The 17,926-nt window shown below is 63.1% G+C and carries 12 protein-coding genes and 1 pseudogene; 7 read left to right on the top strand and 6 right to left on the bottom strand.

Annotated features, from left to right (window positions below):
- Window positions 1-251: 251 nt before the first annotated feature.
- On the bottom strand, window positions 252-971 hold the full coding sequence (locus NKJ91_RS08710) for a helix-turn-helix domain-containing protein (protein WP_352452528.1): 720 nt from the start codon (window positions 969-971) through the stop codon (window positions 252-254).
- 260 nt (window positions 972-1,231) lie between these two features.
- Here NKJ91_RS08710 and NKJ91_RS08705 point away from each other — a divergent pair, with 260 nt between their 5' ends.
- On the top strand, window positions 1,232-2,590 hold the full coding sequence (locus NKJ91_RS08705) for a trimethylamine monooxygenase (protein WP_352455196.1): 1,359 nt from the start codon (window positions 1,232-1,234) through the stop codon (window positions 2,588-2,590).
- A 25-nt stretch (window positions 2,591-2,615) separates the two neighbouring features.
- Here the strand turns inward: NKJ91_RS08705 and NKJ91_RS08700 are convergent, their stop codons facing one another.
- On the bottom strand, window positions 2,616-2,795 hold the full coding sequence (locus tag NKJ91_RS08700; protein ID WP_352455195.1) for a hypothetical protein: 180 nt from the start codon (window positions 2,793-2,795) through the stop codon (window positions 2,616-2,618).
- A 466-nt stretch (window positions 2,796-3,261) separates the two neighbouring features.
- Between NKJ91_RS08700 and NKJ91_RS08695 the strand changes: the two genes are divergently transcribed.
- The 4 genes from NKJ91_RS08695 to NKJ91_RS08680 all read left to right on the top strand — a co-directional run bounded on the left by NKJ91_RS08695 (window position 3,262) and on the right by NKJ91_RS08680 (window position 6,392).
- Window positions 3,262-3,861 carry an OsmC family protein gene (locus tag NKJ91_RS08695; RefSeq protein WP_023674002.1) on the top strand — a complete coding sequence of 200 codons (600 nt, stop codon included), beginning with the start codon at window positions 3,262-3,264 and terminating at the stop codon, window positions 3,859-3,861.
- A gap of 44 nt (window positions 3,862-3,905) precedes the next feature.
- Window positions 3,906-5,192, top strand: coding sequence for an NAD(P)-binding domain-containing protein (locus tag NKJ91_RS08690; protein ID WP_352455194.1), 1,287 nt, complete (start codon window positions 3,906-3,908; stop codon window positions 5,190-5,192).
- Window positions 5,193-5,300: 108 nt separating this feature from the next.
- Window positions 5,301-5,546: a DUF1127 domain-containing protein gene (locus tag NKJ91_RS08685; RefSeq protein WP_352455193.1), complete on the top strand. Its 246-nt coding sequence runs from the start codon at window positions 5,301-5,303 to the stop codon at window positions 5,544-5,546.
- 15 nt (window positions 5,547-5,561) lie between these two features.
- Window positions 5,562-6,392 carry an alpha/beta fold hydrolase gene (locus NKJ91_RS08680; protein WP_352455192.1) on the top strand — a complete coding sequence of 277 codons (831 nt, stop codon included), beginning with the start codon at window positions 5,562-5,564 and terminating at the stop codon, window positions 6,390-6,392.
- Window positions 6,393-6,455: 63 nt separating this feature from the next.
- On the opposite strand, the gene NKJ91_RS08675 is transcribed toward NKJ91_RS08680, so the two are convergent.
- From NKJ91_RS08675 to NKJ91_RS08660, 4 genes are all read right to left on the bottom strand, one after another.
- Window positions 6,456-11,174 carry an alpha/beta fold hydrolase gene (locus tag NKJ91_RS08675; protein ID WP_352455191.1) on the bottom strand — a complete coding sequence of 1,573 codons (4,719 nt, stop codon included), beginning with the start codon at window positions 11,172-11,174 and terminating at the stop codon, window positions 6,456-6,458.
- Window positions 11,175-11,409: 235 nt separating this feature from the next.
- Window positions 11,410-12,903 carry a cysteine synthase A gene (cysK, locus tag NKJ91_RS08670; RefSeq protein ID WP_023674007.1) on the bottom strand — a complete coding sequence of 498 codons (1,494 nt, stop codon included), beginning with the start codon at window positions 12,901-12,903 and terminating at the stop codon, window positions 11,410-11,412.
- Between the two features lie 122 nt (window positions 12,904-13,025).
- Window positions 13,026-14,228, bottom strand: coding sequence for an MFS transporter (locus NKJ91_RS08665; RefSeq protein ID WP_352455190.1), 1,203 nt, complete (start codon window positions 14,226-14,228; stop codon window positions 13,026-13,028).
- Between the two features lie 366 nt (window positions 14,229-14,594).
- Window positions 14,595-15,932 (bottom strand): aminotransferase-like domain-containing protein, encoded by a 1,338-nt coding sequence (locus NKJ91_RS08660; RefSeq protein WP_352455189.1) that lies wholly within the window; start codon window positions 15,930-15,932, stop codon window positions 14,595-14,597.
- Window positions 15,933-16,041: 109 nt separating this feature from the next.
- Between NKJ91_RS08660 and NKJ91_RS08655 the strand changes: the two genes are divergently transcribed.
- Both NKJ91_RS08655 and NKJ91_RS08650 read left to right on the top strand, forming a co-directional pair.
- The gene (locus NKJ91_RS08655) at window positions 16,042-17,016 is read left to right on the top strand and encodes a substrate-binding domain-containing protein (RefSeq protein ID WP_352455188.1); all 975 of its coding nucleotides are present in this window, start codon (window positions 16,042-16,044) and stop codon (window positions 17,014-17,016) included.
- Between the two features lie 72 nt (window positions 17,017-17,088).
- Window positions 17,089-17,918 (top strand): annotated as a pseudogene (locus tag NKJ91_RS08650) (ABC transporter substrate-binding protein).
- Window positions 17,919-17,926 lie beyond the last annotated feature (8 nt).

Raw genomic sequence — 17,926 nt, 5'->3', positions numbered from 1 at the left:
CGCCCTAGGATGACGAAGTGAGGGACGCTTCAGCTAACCTCGAAAATTGCGAATTGCCGTCGGCCACCACCCTCTAAGCCGCGATGCAACTGCCAATCTCCGACATCCGCGATTAGCCTTGGACCCCACGCCTTCGTCATCCTAGGGCGGAGCAGGAGCGAAGCGACGTAGCGGAGACCCTAGGATCCATGCCGTTACCGTGGCCGTGGAGTGCAGCGATCCAGGATTGCTTGCGCGCCCTCATCTCCGGCTCACCCCGCGCTCTGCGGGTAGCAGATGATCGACAGATAGCGCATCGGCAGAACGCTCAGCACTTCCGGTCCGTGCGGCGCATCGGCGTCGAAGAACAGGCTGTCACCGGGCTTCATCGGGTAGAGATTGCTGCCGTGCCGGTAAACCACCTCGCCCTCGAGCATATAGAGGAATTCCATGCCTTCGTGCTGGAAGGTCGGGAACACGTCGGAATCCTCGGTGAGCGTGATCAGATAGGGTTCGACGACGACGCCGCTGGTGTTGGAGCCGATATGGCCGAGCAGATTGTACTGGTGGCCGGCGCGCGTGCCGCGGCGTTCGACGTCGAGGCCTTCGCCGGCCTTGACGAAGACGGCACTGCGCTCTTCCTCGAAGCGGCGGAAGAAGGCGGTGACGGGAACGCCGAGTGCCCGCGACAGCGCCTGCAACGTGGTCAGCGACGGCGAGGTGATGCCGTTCTCGATCTTCGACAGCATGCCAAGCGAAATGTCGGTGGCGGCAGCCAGATCGGCGACGGTGATGCCGAGCTTCTTGCGGAATGCCCGCACCTCGCGGCCGATCGCGACCTCCAGCACTTTTTCGCGGGTGTCGCGAATGGCGTGCGGGTTCTGGGTGAGCGGCGCGCGTATCTTGCGCGGATCGATTGCAGCGACCGACGGCTTGGCTTTGGCGGCGACGACGGCCGCAGCGGGCTTTAGACTGGATGCTTTTTTCGCCATGTTGCCACCCCGGACCTTGCCGATTCATTTCACTCACGGTGAACATATTCGGTGCCGATACAGAAGCGCAACTGCCACGGCAAGCCACCCGTGTCGAATTGCGCAATGTCCGGATTTCGCCCGAGCTACTGCCTCGCTTGGAAATCCAGCTTGGTGAAACGAGGGTTTCGCGACAAGCCCTGTTGACAGCATCGAAGGGGCAATTACTGTCCTGTCAGTGAAATTTGTTTCGTTAGGGAAATGAGATCGGGAGGCCCGCAATGAAAGATCGTGTTGCCGTCATCGGAGCCGGGCCGTCCGGCATGGCCCAGCTCAGGGCCTTCAAGTCGGCCGCCGAAAAGGGCGCCGATATTCCCGAGATCGTCTGCTTCGAAAAGCAGTCCGACTGGGGCGGCCTGTGGAACTACACCTGGCGCACCGGCCTCGACGAGCACGGCGATCCGGTGCACGGCTCGATGTACCGCTATCTCTGGTCGAACGGGCCGAAGGAATGCCTCGAATTCGCCGACTACACCTTCGAGGAGCATTTCGGCCGGCCGATCGGCTCCTATCCGCCGCGCGCCGTGCTGTGGGACTACATCAAGGGCCGCGTCGAAAAATCCGGCGTGCGCCAATGGGTGCGCTTCAACAGCCCGGTGCGCATGGTCACCTTTTCCGAAACGACAAAAAAATTCACCGTCACCGCGCATGACCGCACCAACGACGTCACCTATTCGGAAGAGTTCGACAATGTCGTCGTCGCCTCGGGCCATTTCTCCGTGCCCAACGTTCCCTATTTCGAGGGCTTTTCGACCTTCAACGGCCGTATCCTGCACAGCCACGATTTCCGCGACGCCATGGAATTCAAGGGCAAGGACATTTTGATCATCGGCCGCTCCTATTCAGCCGAGGACATCGGCTCGCAATGCTACAAATACGGCGCCAGATCGATCACCTCCAGCTACCGCTCGAAGCCGATGGGCTTCAAATGGCCGGAGAACTGGAAGGAAGTGCCGCTTCTGCAGAAGGTCGTCGGCAAGACCGCGCATTTCAAGGACGGCAGCACCAAAGACGTCGACGCCATCATCCTGTGCACCGGCTACCTCCATTCCTTCCCGTTCCTCACCGAGGATTTGAAGCTGAAGACCGCCAACCGTATGTGGCCGGACGGGCTCTACGAGGGCGTCGTCTGGGAGAAAAACCCGAAGCTGTCCTATATCGGCATGCAGGACCAGTTCTACACCTTCAACATGTTCGACGCGCAGGCCTGGTTCGCCCGCGACGTCATCATGGGCCGCATCAAGCTGCCCTCGGCCGAAGCGATGGCCGAGCACGGCCGGAAATGGCGGGCACGTGAAGAAACACTTGAAGACGCCGAGCAGATGATCTGGTTCCAGGGCGACTACACCCGAGAGCTGATGGAGCAGACCGATTATCCGGGTTTCGATGTCGAGGCCGTCAATCAGACCTTCATGGAGTGGGAGCATCACAAGGCGCAAGACATTATGGGCTTCCGCGACCATGCCTATCGCTCGCTAATGACCGGCACGATGGCGCCGCTGCACCATACGCCCTGGCTGCAGGCGATGGACGATTCAATGGAAAGCTATCTCGAGGTGAAGGGCGTGGCGGCGGAGTAGCAGTCCGAACGGCGATTGACTTGCCTCAGACAACCTCCCGCGCCGGGTCGGCTGCCAGCGCCAGGGAATTTGCGACGTACTCGAGGTGCTCCTCGTCCAGAATGCTGGTCGCGACGCGCACGGCGCTGGTCTTTCCGGTCGAAAACTTCGCCCCGGCATGGACCGCGATGCCGTGTGCGGCCAGCTGGGCGTCGACCGAAAACATTATCCCGACAAGTGTTGTCGGCGGGGGGCCGATCGGCACTCCCGCCGCAACAAGCCTCATGTGGTTTTCTCGCGGCCGGGCCGATTTAGGGTGCTCGCGTATGTGTGAATCTTCGCGATATGGGCGAGCACCTCGGCCTTGCTTGGCCCGCGAGCTATGACAGCCCAGTCGGTTGAGGACGGGCGGGTATCCTTTCCAAATGAACGAGACATGGTCTGATCTCCTGTGGTTTCGGTTGCGAAGCGTTCTCGGCGCTTACGGGAGATCGCACCGCGCGAGGAAGCAAAGCGTTTGAAGGCCCGCCGTTTCGCTGATTGCGGATCTGGCGCTGTTCACGACTGGTTGACGCAAAAAAACCTCTCGTTTTCCCACTGTTGTTCCCACTGCACGTCAAACGCTGCCGGCCGAGGTTTAGCCGTCCGGGGCGATCCCGGTCGCGCAACATCCGAACCCAGGAGTGAATGACATGCAGGACGATACAATGGTCATGGAAAAGGCTTCCGTTAAGAAGGCGTCGCGGGAGCCGAGGAACGGCGTCAATACGCCCACCCTTCTGGCCACCATCAATGCCGTCGCGGGCCAGCCGGAGCTTGCCAAGTTCCAGTTCCGGGCCAAGAGCCGCTGGATCACCGGCACGCACAGCCGCAGCACGATGGCCAACTTCTTCGGCGCCGGCGCCGAGCAGCCGCATGTGACGGCATACCAGGCCGACAGCGATCATCCGGCGGTCCTGTGCGGCGAAGACAACGGCCCGACGCCGGTCGAATACCTCCTCCACGCGCTTGCTTCCTGCCTCACCGCCGGCATCGCGAACATCGCGGCCGCGCGCGGCGTGACGCTGCATGAGGTGGAATCGACCGTCGAAGGCGACATCGACCTTCGCGGCATCCTCGGCATCTCTAACGAAGTCCGCAACGGCTACCAGGGCATCCGTATCTCCTTCAAGATCAAGGGCGATGCTTCGGCTGAGAAGCTCGAGGAAATCGTAATGCAGTCGCGCGCCCGTTCCGCGGTGTTCGACGTGCTGACCAACGGCGTGCCGGTCTCGGTTGCCGTGAAAGGCTGACTTCGGTCCGCAAGAGCAATATCGCCGGCCTCGTCCTGAAAAGGATGGCGCCGGCGATCTGTTGCCCCTGCTTACAAGGCGCGGATTCCATGCAGCATACAGACGTAGCCATTATCGGCGCCGGACAGGCGGGTTTAGCCATGAGCCGGTGCCTGTCCGAGCGCGGGGTCTACCACGTCGTGCTGGAGCGCGGCCGCATCGCTGAGCGCTGGCGCAGCGAACGGTGGGATTCGCTGCGCCTGCTGACGCCCAACTGGATGACACGCCTGCCCGGCGGCGGTTATCGCGGAGCCAATCCCGACGGCTTCATGACAATGGCCGAGACGGTGGGGTTCCTGGAGGATTACGCGTGCTCGATCACCGCACCGGTGGAGGACGGTGTGGAGGTGCTTTCGACCGAAAGGGTCGACGGAGGCTTCCGGCTGCTGACCGATCGCGGCCAATGGAGCGTACGTGCGGTCGTGGTCGCGACCGGATATAGCGACCGGCCACGCATTCCGCCACTAGCAAAGCAGATCTCCTCCCGGATCAGGCAGGTCGTGCCGCGGGACTATCGCAATCCTCAGCAACTGCCCCAGGGTGGCGTTCTCGTGGCCGGGGCCTCGGCGACCGGCATACAACTTGCGGAGGAGATCAATCGCTCCGGGCGCCCGGTGACCCTGTCGGTCGGCAGTCATACACGCCTACCGAGGCTTTACCGCGGGCACGACATCCTGTGGTGGCTCGACCGGCTGGGAATGCTTGCCAAGCCTGTCGCTGAAGTTCCGGATCTCACCGCGGCACGGCGGCAGCCCTCCCTGCAGCTGATAGGCACACCCGAGCGCAGGGCGCTCGACCTTGCCGGTCTTCGGGAGCAAGGCGTTCGTCTTGTCGGTCGAGCGGCTGCCGCTTGCGATACACGCATTCGGTTCAACGGCGATCTCGCCGACACGACCATGGCGGCGGAACGCAGGCTGAGGCGCGTGCTGGCCAATATCGACCGCGCGGCCGCCGGAGACGGCCTCTACTCGATCGATCCCGGTTCCATTCCGAGCCTGATCCTGAGCGCCGAGGCGACCGAAATCGACCTCATCGACCAGGGTATCGAGACGATCATATGGGCCACCGGCTATCGCCGGGAATACCCATGGCTGAAGCTGGATGTGTTCGACGCCCGGGGCGAAATCCTGAACGATGGCGGCGTCTGCGCGTATTCGGGACTCTACGTGCTCGGCCTCAATTTCATGCGCCATCGAAGCTCCAGCTTCCTCGACGGCGTCGGCCGCGATGCGGAGGCGCTGGCGGCTCACCTGGCAATGTTTCTCGACGTCTCCCGCCGAGCCGCGGCCTGACCGCCGAATACAACGCTGGCGCGGCAAGAATCGACGTTGCCTTCAACGATGACGCTCACGGCGGACAACGACAGGGCTCCACTGGCGCCGTAGTCAGCGCCCGCAACCATGGAGAAAATCAAAATGAGTGCAATGGTGAACCCATCCCTGTGCCTCACCACAACGCGAGGTTTGCGCTGGGCTGGCGGAACAATGTTGGCCGCAGTCTGGCGTTTCATTCGTATCCAACGGGACCGTAGACAGCTTTATGAGTTGCCGGACTACATCTTGCGCGACATCGGCATCACCCGCTTCGAGATCAACTGGATCACTTCGTTTGCCGGGCGTGATCCCAGCCGCCGCACGCGTTTTTGAGGCGGGAGGGGCTCGATGATTGCCGCATCGACGTCCCACGTCTCGCATAGGGCGTGCCAGGCACCGCTTGTCATCGCCCTGCACTGCTCAGGCGGCAGCGGACGGCAATGGCGCAGCCTGGCGGAGCGGCTCGATGACAGCTACCGGCTCATCGCACCCGATCTGATCGGGGCGCCGGGCGGCGGCACCTGGACTGGTGCCGGCGCTTTCCGTCTGGCCGACGAAGCCGCCGGGATCCTGGAGATGATCGACCACCATGACGGGCCTGTGCATCTTGTTGGCCATTCCTATGGTGGTGGATTGGCCCTGCATATAGCGGCGATGCGTCCAGACCGGCTGGCCAGCCTCTCCCTTTATGAGCCGTCTGCCTTTCACCTGCTGCGCGAGCTGGACTGTGAGGGCCACGAGGCGCTCGGCGAAGTCTTGGCGATCGCAGGCACCGTCCATGACGGTCTGATCAACGGCAGTTACCTGACCGCGACAGCTCATTTCATCGACTACTGGGGTGGGGCCGGCATCTTCGCGGCGATGAAGCCGGAACTTCAGGCCGCACTCGTGCGGTTTCTGCCGAAGGCCAGCCTGGACTTCCACGCATTGATCCATGAATCGACGCCAGCAAGCGAATATGCCAGATTTGGATTTCCGGTCCTGGTATTGCGCGGCGAATTTGCACCAGTTCCGACGCAGCTCATTGCTCGGGAACTCGTTTCCCGCGTTCCGGCCGCGATCGGGGCGATTGTTCCTGGCGCCGGGCATATGGGACCGCTGACCCACGCAGACGTGGTGGCGGATCGTTTGGTCCGGCAGATATCGTTCCATGACACCGCGGGGTCGCGAGCTGCGTGACCGCGGCTTGCTTGCCCTACAGGCAGCGCAAACCTTCGAAGCAGATCCCTGGATGCGGAGGGATCAAGCCGTAACCGCCATGGGAACGCGATCGGGCAGGACACTTCCGGCCGGCTCTTCCGTGCCGGAGAAATCCTCCCGCATCTGCATTTCTGTGTAGAGCTTGGCCGCTTGCGCGAGAGTGGCATCCGCGCCAGCAATCTTGCCGCGCCGCTTCGCAAGCCCGAGAGCTAGCAAGGAGCGGGCAAGCTCCGGCCGCAATTCAACCCTCCTGGCAAGATTGCAGGCCTGTTCGAGCCAGCCAATGGCCGATCTGGAAGGCTTCAGCTCGGCAAGGCCGCGCAGTACGATGATCTCGCTCCACGGGTCGCCGCGTCCCCGCGCAAGCTCGAGCGCATGGCCGAGATTGGCCGCAGCTTCCGGCTCATACAGGCGCGCACGCACGCATGCGAGCACCGCGCGCGCGTGACATTCGAACTGGGCAAGATCGAGCCGCTCAGCCTCGGTCACCGCCATTTCCAAGGTGGCGCCCGCGTCGTGGTTGCGGCCGAGCAGGAATTCCGCATGCCCGAGCACGGTCAACAGCCATGGCCGGAGCAGGATAGATGCGCTGGTAGCGGCTTCGGAGGACCACAATTGCAGCGCCTCGACAAGCGCCGGCTCGGGGCCGCGCAGAACGCCCACCACACCGGTGAAATAGGCGGCCGCGCAGCTGTCGATCGGGCGCGCCACTTCGGCGGCGACCTTCTGCAGTTCGACAATCGAACGTTCCGCATCATCGAACCGGCCAAGGCGCGCTTCCGCCTGCGCGCGGTGCCCCAGGTACCAAACCGCACGCGCACCGAGCTGTCCGAAACGTTCCAGACGCCAAGCTTTGGTGAATCTCTCCTCATGCGGAACAAGCCGCTCCAGCACCTGCCGCGCCTCGCTGCGGATCAGAAGCGCCTGTGAGGCGGCCAGATCCGACTCGCTTATGCAGCGCTGCACGCCATTTGCCGTCGCGCCGCGCTTGAGTGTGTCGGCCGGTTCCAGCGCCTCCTCGTAGCGGCCATGGGAGCTGTTGAGATAGCTCAAGTGAAGCAACACGTCGGAGATGAGTTGCGGATCGCCCAGTTCCATGGCCAGTTCGCGCGCTTCCAATAGCTGCGGCAGCGCCTTCCGATAGGCACCCAGGGCGCCGTAGGCGGGCCGCATCCGCACCCGCAGGTTGATCGCCTGGGCGAGGGTTTTCGGATTTCGGGGCAGCGCGGCGACTGCTTTGCGGGCGTTTTCGAGGAACTGGACCGCGGCGGAATAAGCCGAGCGTTCCTCAGCCCGACCCGCCGCTTGCAGCAGATAATCCGCGGCCGGTTCCCATGCCTCGGCACGAAGCGCGTGTTCGGCCAGTTCCTCGATATGGTGGTTCAGCGATCCGGCATAGAGTCTGTCCATCGCAACCAATGCAGCCCGATGCAGCCTTTTTCGGTCCTCCGCCAGCAGGGATTCGTAGGTCACCTTGAGCGTCAACGCGTGCTTGAACGTATACTCCACGTGAGGATAGCTCTGGACCTCGAACAGGAATTCCAAACTCTGCAGTTTGGCCAGGCATACCCCCAGCTCCGCCTCCGAGAGCGGCGAGAGTGCCCTCAGCAGGGGATACGGAACATTCTTGCCGATAACCGAAGCGAGTTGGAGTGCCTGCCTTTCCGAGTCACCCAGCTGCTGGATACGTGCGGCGATGAGCGATTGAACCGTCGACGGGATGGTGATGGAATCCACTGGCCTCTTCAGCTCGTAGCGGCCGGACTGGCCGGCAAGTGCACCGTCCGCAACCAATCCGCGCACCATTTCTTCCAGGAATAGCGGCGTGCCCTCGGCCCGCTCGGCAAGCGATTGCCGCAGTTCCCCCAAGCTGGGATCGGATCCCAGCAATTCGGTGAGGAACTGCTCCATTTCGTCCCGCGCGAACCGCTCCAGCCTTATCTGCTGGAAATAGCCGCGGCGGTTCCATTCGTGCCGGTACTGCGGCCTGTAGGTGGCGAGCAGCATGATACGGTTGGCGCCCATGACTTCGACCAGCCTGTACATTACGGCCTCGCTCTCGGCATCGATCCAGTGCAGATCCTCGATAAGCACGGCTACGGGCGCGGCCCGGCTCAAGGCAACGAGAAAAGCGCTCATCGCCTCCGATACCCGTGAGGTCCGCTCCCGCGCATCGAGATGCCACCAGGAAGAATCGTCGACCGGCAGGTCCGCGAGGAAGGAAAGCGGCGCCGTATGACTTGGATCCAGGTCCAGTTCAGCCCGTTTGAAGGCAAACAGGCGCTGGGCTTCCGCCAAGCCGTCTTCGCCGCGAATGCCACAAGCCGAGAGCAGCAGCTTCTTTACAGCACCCAGAGTAACTGATGAATCAAACTCCAGACCGCCACATTCAAGCACAGTAAAACCGGCCACTTCGTCGAGGGAGAGAAATTCATGGGCAAGCCTCGACTTGCCCATGCCGGCGTCGGCGACGATCCCGGCGACCTGGCCGTGGCCCTCCCTGACCCGGCGCCAGGTTGCAAGAAGGATTTTCAGCTCGAGCTCGCGCGCCACCAGTCCGGTGAGGCCGCGGTTGGCCCTCAGGTGCCAGCGCGACAAAGCGTGATTTTCGCCCAACAGCTCGTAAATGCGTTCCTCTTGGCCAAGTTGCGGATGCTCCGAATGCGCTAAGCGGTGCATCTGCACATAGCCTCCGGCGGCTGCGCGCGCCCGGCCTGTCGCGGCGATCGTCGCACGGTGCAAGGCACGCATCAGCCGGTTGGCCGCACGCGGCGCGGCTCCGGCCAGTTCAACCTTGCTGGCTTTGGTCGTCCATTGCTGCCGTACGATCACCTCGCCGGTGTCTATTCCGGCCCTCAACTGGATCCCGCCCTGGGAAAGCTCCTCCACTGCCAGCTTGGCCGCAAGCGCGGCGCGGCATGCAAGATAAGCGTGATCCTCGGTGGCGCGAGCGAGGCCGAATGCTGCGGTGATTGTCCCGTCAGCAGCCGACGTGACGACGCCGCCATGGCTCTCCACGACTTCTATCACCCGATCCTCGACGGGCTGGAATTCGCGGATCGCCACTTCCGGATCCTCCGTTTCGAGGAGATGCATGGGACTGACCACTTCCGCGGCCAGCACTGTTATGTATTGCCGAGAGCGGTTGATTCCCAAGGACGCCGGAGGGCCTGCCAGTTGCTGCGTCTGTTCGGGGTCGGCAAGGAAACGACGCGTTTCGTCGACGAAGGTCGCGAATGCCGGTTCGTGGCCAAGCAGCACGTGGTTGACGCTGTCTAGCGCAACGAAACGCGCGCCGGGGATTTTCCCAGCCATCGCCTGGCCATGATCGAACGGAATGACCGCGTCCCCCGTAGCATGCATCACCAGGGTCGGGACGCGGACCCGCGGTAACAGCTCGTCAACGTCAATGACGGCGCCTTCCTCGAAGATGCGATGGGCAATCTCCGGCGAGACGGTATTGCGTTGCAACTCGTTATACCAATTCCTCTGTTCCGGCGTTGCTTCCGGAATGAAGAGGGAGGTGAACATTTGCCGGAACACCGGGTCGTCTTGGCCCCAGCCTTCCTGAATCAGCGCTCCCATCGCTTCGCGGCGCGCTATTTCGCGCTGATTGCCCCGTTTGCGCCAACCTTTGGTAAATCCGCCATACAGCACCATCCCCGCCACGCGCTCTGGATGCCGGACGGCATAGGCTATCGAAACGGCGCACCCCTGGGAAATGCCAAGCAGGGAAACGCGGCGCAGACCAGCCGCATCGATGATGCTCTCCAGGTCGGCAACCATGGCCTCGAAGGACAGGTCGGCGGGATACCGGTCCGACAGGCCGTTGCCGCGCTGGTCGTAACGTATCAGCTGGTAGTGCGCGGAGAGGCCCTCGATCCAATGCTTCCAGACCGGACTGTCCCATTCAAGCTCGAGATGGGACATCCAGTGGGCGGCCCTTACCAAAGGCGGGCCTTGACCACTCAAGGAATAGGCCAAGCGCGCGCCGTCGGGCGTCGTGCACCGGCGAATCTCCTGCGCCAGGGTTCGCTCCGGCGGAGAGGCAAGCTGTATCTCCGACGCAGGCAAAACACGCGTCGGAGGAACGGTCTCATCGGCGGGAGCGACCCCGATGTCGGTTCTCGAAGCGCGGCTCTGGACCATGGCGGATTGCCGTGCTGCCTCGCTCAGCCGGCGGATGTCCGCTCGAAGAGCCTCGTCCCCAGGCTCCAACCCGTCCAGGACATGCGCGTACGGAAGTGCCCGCGCCGGCTCAAGCCGGTCGACCAGCACCCGAAGGATGCGCAGATGCGTCACGTGCAGTTCGTCGGCGGTCGCAATGCGCCAGGCTTCGAATTCCGGACAGCGCGGCAGTGAAAGATCATCCAGGAAACGGCCGCGGAACGCTAAGGCGAGGGCCTCCAGTTTCTCCGGTTCGAGAGCCTCTATGTCACGACCGCCGAGGCCCCGGAGCGGCGCGATGTCCAGCACGACTTCGCTGGTGTTCAGGCGAACTGCATTGCGGTCGGCTTGCAGGATCTCGCCGTTCCCGAGGTCGACGACCTGTCGGATCTTCGAGAGACTCCAGCGCAGGGCGCCGCGAGGATCGTCCGGTACCTCCCAGAACATCTCGCAAAGGCGCTCGCGCCGCTGCGGGCGCTCTACGAGCGCAAGATAGGCCAGTAGAGCCCGCGTCTTTTTCGAAGGCGGCAAGGAAACGACCTCGCCAAGGCGAAGGACGGTCAGATCTCCGAGAACGCGAATTTCGAGCGACACTTTGCCAATCCCAGTCGCTGCTAAATTAGCCATGGATTGTATCAAGTCCGTGCCGCTGCCGAAAGCGTTCGTTTCCGAAAGCGTGAGGTTTCCGCCTGCGCTCTGATTTGCCTTCCCTTCGTGGGAAGGCCGACACGGACAAGTCCACATGAATGCCGAGCCGGAACGGGATCACGCCCGTTCCGGCTCGCTTTGATGGTGGCGACCGCACTCTGAAAGGCCCGGAGGCAGGGTCTCACGCTGCCGCGCGCACCCATCGGGGCAGCAGGCTCTCGGGATTTGCGCATGCGCCGGGCGTGTAGTTTGCGCCAACGAACTCCAGCCGGGCGGCGAGCGTGCCGTCCCGCCAGGCCGCAAGCGTATCCATGCAACCACCGATATGCTCGCCGCCGACAAAGACCTGCGGAATTGTAGGCGAACCGATCCGGGCCCTCAGAGCCTTGCGGATTTCCCCGTCCCGGCCGTTCTTCTGGAATTCCGGAGCATCGATGTCGATGGACCTGTAGGCGATTCCGGCACGGTCGAAAAGCTTTCTTACCGTCCAGCAGAATTCGCACCATGTCAGGGCGAATATGACCACCGGATGCTCCGGATCATAGATCGCCTCATCGACAAACGCATGCGCCGACTGATCGATTTGGATTTCGTTCACGGGCGCCGATGAAAGGGCGAAGGACGGCGGCCGGTCGAAGCGGTAGCCGAGTGTGGAGCGAGAGATCGCCTCTTCGGCGGGCGACATTTCCTCGCTGATGTGATCGAACAGAATCGTGCTGAGATACCGCTCGCCCGTGTCAGGCAACATACAGAGCACGTTCCGGTCCGGTCCGACGCGTCCAGCGATTTCCAGTGCGCCGCTCAAGGTAGCCCCGCCAGAGATCCCCGCCAGTATTCCTTCTTCCGTCGCAAGCCGGCGCGCAGCTTCCAAAGCGCTGGCGCCTGAAACGGGCAAGATTTCGTCCACAAGACCGTCAGCCATCGCGTTGCCGACGATCAGCGGAATGAAATCAGGGCTCCAGCCCTGCATCGGGTGTGGCCGGAAGCGAGTGTGCGCCCGAGTGGGCAGTCCGTGTTCGTCGAAAGCTTGGGGAATGCCACTCGACAGCAGCGCCGAATTGTCGGGCTCGCAGACGATGATCCGCGTTTCCGGGCGCTCGCGCTTGAGTACTCGCGCCACTCCGGCCAGCGTTCCGCCGGTCCCGGTGCCGGTGACCCAGTAATCGAGTGGACGGTCCTGGAACGCTGCGAGGATTTCGAGCGCTGTCGTGCGGGCATGGACATCGGCGTTGACGGGCGTCTCGAATTGCCGGCAGAGGAACCAGCCGTGCGCTCCGGCCAGCTCGAACGCCTTGGCGAGCATGCCGCTGCCGCGCTCGACAGCAGGGGTCAACACGACCTTGGCACCGAAGAAACGCATCAGCTTGCGGCGTTCGAGGCTGGCGTTCTCCGGCATTACGATGACGAGAGGATAGCCTTTCCGCGCGCAAACCATGGCAAGTCCGATGCCCGTGTTGCCGCTCGTCGCCTCGATCACCGTCTGGCCAGGCCGAAGTGCACCCGAACTCTCCGCTTCTTCGATGATCGCTGCGGCAAGACGGTCCTTGACCGAGCCGCCAGGATTGAACGCCTCGATCTTGGCATAGAGCGAAGCGGCACCATTGTTGATGCGGGAAAGGCGGACGACCGGCGTGTCGCCGATCGTGTCGAGAATGCTGTCGTAGATACTGCTCATCTCAGCTGTCCTTGCCTGGTGATGACGGTGCTCTGCCCTCTTCGATCTCTGAGGTTGGCAGGAAGGCCGTGGTTTGCAGCGTTCGAACCAACGTGGAATTAAAATGGATTTCGACGTTTGAATCAGCGCCTCATCGCAGGGTCCGGAAGGCGGCCGCATGGGACCTGCGCTCTCGCGCCGGATGATGCCGCCAATACGCCCAGAACCACGAGATTGGCCGCGCCTGCGACAGATGCCACCAGGAAAGCGGGCCCATAGCTGCCGAAGCTGTCATAGACGAAACCGCCGAAATAGCCGGCCACGCCCATGCCCAGCCAGGCGATCAGCATGACGATGCCGAGTGACTGGCCAAAGCGTTCGGCTGGCGCAAACTGGCGCACGCAAAGGATCAGGCACGTCATGTTTCCGGCGAAGCCGAAGCCGAAAACCGCCGACAGCGCCAGCAGGCTCAGCTGCTGGTCCAGCGCGGGAAAAATCGCAACGCATGCCGTCTGAATAAACGACGCCAGGGCATAGGCGGCAAGATTGCTTGCCCGGTCGGCGAGGAGCCCGAACGCGATCCGCCCGACGGCGCCGAACAGCATGGCGGTCAGCAGGCTGAGCGATCCGACATCCGAAGACCCGCACACAGCCGTGACGAAGCTCGTGAGGTGCATCAGCGGGACGCCCATGCAGGCGCAGCAGAGGAAGGCTGCGGCAGATAGCAGCGTCACCGGGGAAAGGCGGCCACTTTGGAACCCTGGCTTTGCTGAAAAACGCACCGGCGCGGGAAGGACCTCACCGACGGGCGGCGCCTGAACCGCCGGCATGAAGATCGCCAGCGCAGCCATCGTCGCCGCCGCCATGATCGCGTATGCGAGGCGCCAACCGACGCCGTCAATCAAGGCATTCGCGGCGTAGGGCATTATGCCCTGGCCCAGGGCTCCGCCTGCTGTGACGATCCCCACCGCCACCCCGCGGCGGCGGTCGAACCAGAGTCCGGTCACTGCAAGTACCGGCGCGTACAGACAGGCAAAGCCTAGCCCGCCCAAAGCGAAGTTGGCCGCATAGATCTGCCAGAGCGAATTGGCGGAGGAAAGCGCGGCGAGCGCGATCACCATGCCAGCTGAGCCGATGAATAGCAGGCTTTTGACATTCAGGCGGTCCGACAGCCGGCCCCAGAACAGCCCGCCCGACGCCATGCCGACGCTTGATAGCGTGTAGGCAAGGCTGATGTCGGCTCGCGACCAGCCAAACTCCGCCTCAAGCGGTCTGATGAAGACGGATGTGAGCGCCAGGCTGCCAAATCCGAACGCCATGGCGGTCGTGGCGCCGGCCGCAGCCAACAGGCCGCGTAGCCGTATTGCGCCGTCCCGAACCTCCCTGCCTCCAGTTGGTGGTGATTGACGATTCGACATGTTTCTGCCCTCGAAGGACCTCTTCGAAACTGTCATCGGCCAGCGGTATGGAAGCAGGCGTGTGCGTCAGCGTGGAAAGCTCCAACGCGGGCCGTGGAAACGCCTCGCCTAAACCTGCAGCCTCCTCTCGATGAACGGCGGATCAGGGAGATCTGATGATCATCGCCAGCGCCACCATGACGGACTGGTTGACGCCGAGCATGATCTCGGGACCGGCTAGCGGCAGCTGAACGCGAAAGAAGACAGGGTCTGTATATGGCCAGTCGCCAACTATCCGTCGGAGCAGCTGACCCTTTAGCTAACCTCCCGCGCCGGATCGGCTGCCAGCGCCACGGAATTTGCGGCGTGCTCGAGGTACTCCTCGCTCAGGATGCTGGTCGCGACGCGCACGGCGCTGGTCTTTCCGGTCGAAAACTTCGCCCCGGCATGGACCGCGATACCATGTGCAGCCAGCGTGACCATCGCATAAGGTTCTGAGGCAACGGGAATGAGGACGCTGAGCCCATGTCCGGCGTCGATCGCGACGTTGCGTTTCGCCAGTTCGCCGGCGAGCCGTTCGCGACGGCCGCGGTATACCTCCTTCGCCTGCTCCACCAGGGCGGCCGTGGCCGGGTCTTGCAGCAGCCAGGCGGTGGCTGCCTGCAGGATGCGGCTGGTCCATCCCGAGCTGAAGCTGCGGTAGGACTGGATCTGCTCGACGATCGTCGCCGATCCGGATAGCACGGCGAGCCGCAGATCCGGGCCATGGGTCTTGGAATAGGACAGGATATGGATGACGCGATCGGGAAAACGCCGGCCAAGCGAAATGCGCGGCGCCGAGGCTATATCGCCGACGCCGTCATCTTCGACAATCAGCACGTCGGTGCCGGCGAGCAGGTCGCCGATGACGTCCAGCCGCGCCGACGACATGCAGGCGCCGGTAACCGAATGGACGCGCGGCTGGAACAGGAACGCGACGGGCCGCTGCCGCAGAGCGTTGGCAAGTGCATCCGGCAAGGGACCGTCGCTGTCGCAATCCACGGGGATGATCGGCACGTCGAGATCCTCGAGGATGTCGAGCAGGCGAAGCGCCGTCGGGTTCTCGATGGCCACCGGCGCCCCCGGCGGGACCAGCGCATGCAGCAAGGTGTAGATGGCGTTGTAACCGCCATTGGTGGCCAGGAACGCGCCGGGATCGTACGGCCATGACGGGCGCACTGCGGCCTCCAGCTCGGGCAGGATGCGCACCCGCTCGTAGCTGTTGAGCTTTTCGGCGCGCGCACCATGCGCCAGCGCGATGTCGAGCGGCGGCAAGAGCCTCACATCGGGCTCCGCGATCGCCAGGTTCAGAACATCCTGTCCGTAATTGCCGCCGCTCATGTGGCGCTCGGGCCGGGCGGCAAAGCGGTTGCCCATGATCCAGGTGCCGTTGCGTCCGCGGCCGCCGATGATCTTGTAGCGCCGCAACTCGCTCCACGCCTGCGAGACCGTCGCCGGGCTGACGCCAAGCACATAGGCCAGATCGCGCACCGGCGGAAGCTTTGCGCCGACAGGCAGCGCGCCGCTTCTGATCAGCGCACTGGTCTCGCGCGCGATGCCGCGCATCGTGCGGTCGCCAAGGCGATCAGCGAACCATCCTGCATCGAAATCCATCGGCACCCGCGACCATTAAAGCTAATGTTCAATAACATAATAACATTTGATCGGCCAAAAATAAACATTTACCAATCGCCGGTCAAACATAGCGTTGAAGTTCATGCCGATGCCCGTTTCCATCACTGTAGCCACCCGCGATTGGGACTATCTCACCCCTTTGGTGCTGGGTGACGTCACTTCGAGCCGCTTGTCGGTGAAGGTTGATCGCGTCGCCACGCTCATTCCGGACCTCGGTACCGATCCGAACTACGATGCGGCGGAGGTCTCATTCAGCCGTTATGTGTCGGCCATGGCTTCGGGCGTCGATACGGTGGTTGGATTACCGTGCTTCATCATGCGCGGCTTTCGCCATCGCTGCATCATAACGGTCGAGACCAGCCCGCTGGAACGGCTTTCCGACCTTGCCGGCAAACGCATCGGCGTGACCGGCTGGCGCGATTCCGGTAACACATGGACGCGCGCGGCGCTTCGCCGGGAAGGCGTCGGCGTCGAGGATGCCTATTGGTTCGCCGGCAGGCTGACATCGGGGCACCCGATCGCCGACCGCCTCGACGGATTCGGCAGGCCGGGGCGCATCGAAGCAGCACCAGGCGAGCGCCCGATGATGGAGCTGCTGTCGCAAGGCGAGCTCGACGCCGTTTTCACGCCCTTCATGCCGGACGGCTTTTTCGGTGCAGCTTCCGGCTTCCGGCAAGTGCTGCGCGATTTTCGCGCGGCCGAACGCGCCTATTTCGCCGACGTCGGTTATATCCCGGGCATGCATCTGGTCGCCGTCAAGGCCGCCCTGGTCAGGGAGCACCCCTGGCTGCCGCAGGAACTCGCCAGGCTGATCGACGAAAGCCAGCGCGTCTGGACGGCAAAGCGCCGAAAATATGCCGATACCTCGCCCTGGATCCTCGAGGAGCTGCTTCATGCGGGGCGCGACCTGCCTGCCTCCTGGAACGCCAGCGGCCTGCCGGCCAACCGGCGCATGATCGAGGATTTCGTCACCGAGCTCCATGCCCAGGGCATTCTGGCGGAACCGATTTCCGCCGAAGCCTTGTTTCCTTTCGAGGCCAGATCGCGGGCCACCGCAGCCTGACAACGCACAACGAAGAACACGAAGGAGAATGCCATGAGGACAATCAGCTTCATATTCGCCTCGCTCGTCACCATGCTGGCGCAGGCCAGCTTTGCCCAGGATATCCAGAAGCAATCGGTGAACGAGGATTTGCAGGCCCGGCTGCCGGAAGAGATCCGCACGGCGGGAAAGATCACAGCCGTCAACAACGGCTCGTTCCCGCCCTATGAGATCGTCACCGGCACCGAACTGTCGGGGGCGACCAGGGACATTTCCGACGCCATCGGCCAGCTGCTCGGTGTCGAGATCGATCATGCCTCGGTCGCCGGCCTGCCGGCTTTGCTGAGCGGCATCAATGCCGGCCGTTATCAGTTCGCGATGGGGCCTGTCGGCGACTATCCCGACCGGCAGAAATCCAACCACTTCATCGATTGGGTGCGCGAATACGTCGTCTTCGCCGTCGAGAAGGGCAACCCGCAAGGCATCACCTCGCTCGACACCGCGTGCGGCAAGCGCATCGCCGTCATGTCGGGTGGCTCGGCCGAAAAGGTCATCAAGCAGCAGGCGCAGAAATGCACCGAGGGCGGCAAGCCGGCCGTCGAGGTGCAATCCTTCACCGACCAGCCAAGCTCGATACTGGCCGTCCGGTCGAAACGCTCCGACGCATTCTTCTCCTCGCAGGCGCCGCTGACCTATTTCGTCGAGCGGCGAAGGGCCAGCTGGAACTCGCCGGGGTCGGCCAGGCCAACGGCTTCAAGGACATCTATCAAGGCGCCGTCGTCAAGAAGGGCTCGCCGCTGGGCGGCGTGCTGCTCGACGCCTTCAAGATCCTGATGAAGAACGGCACCTACGCCGCGGTCATGAAGAAGTGGGGTCTCGAGAAGAACATGATCGATGCGCCAGGCATCAACCAGGGCCAGTAGAGGCTGCC

The organism is Mesorhizobium sp. M0040 (assembly GCF_040323505.1).
Lineage (GTDB): Bacteria > Pseudomonadota > Alphaproteobacteria > Rhizobiales > Rhizobiaceae > Mesorhizobium.
The sequence above is the reverse complement of the archived record's forward strand: the minus strand, read 5'-3'. Positions and strand labels throughout refer to the sequence as shown.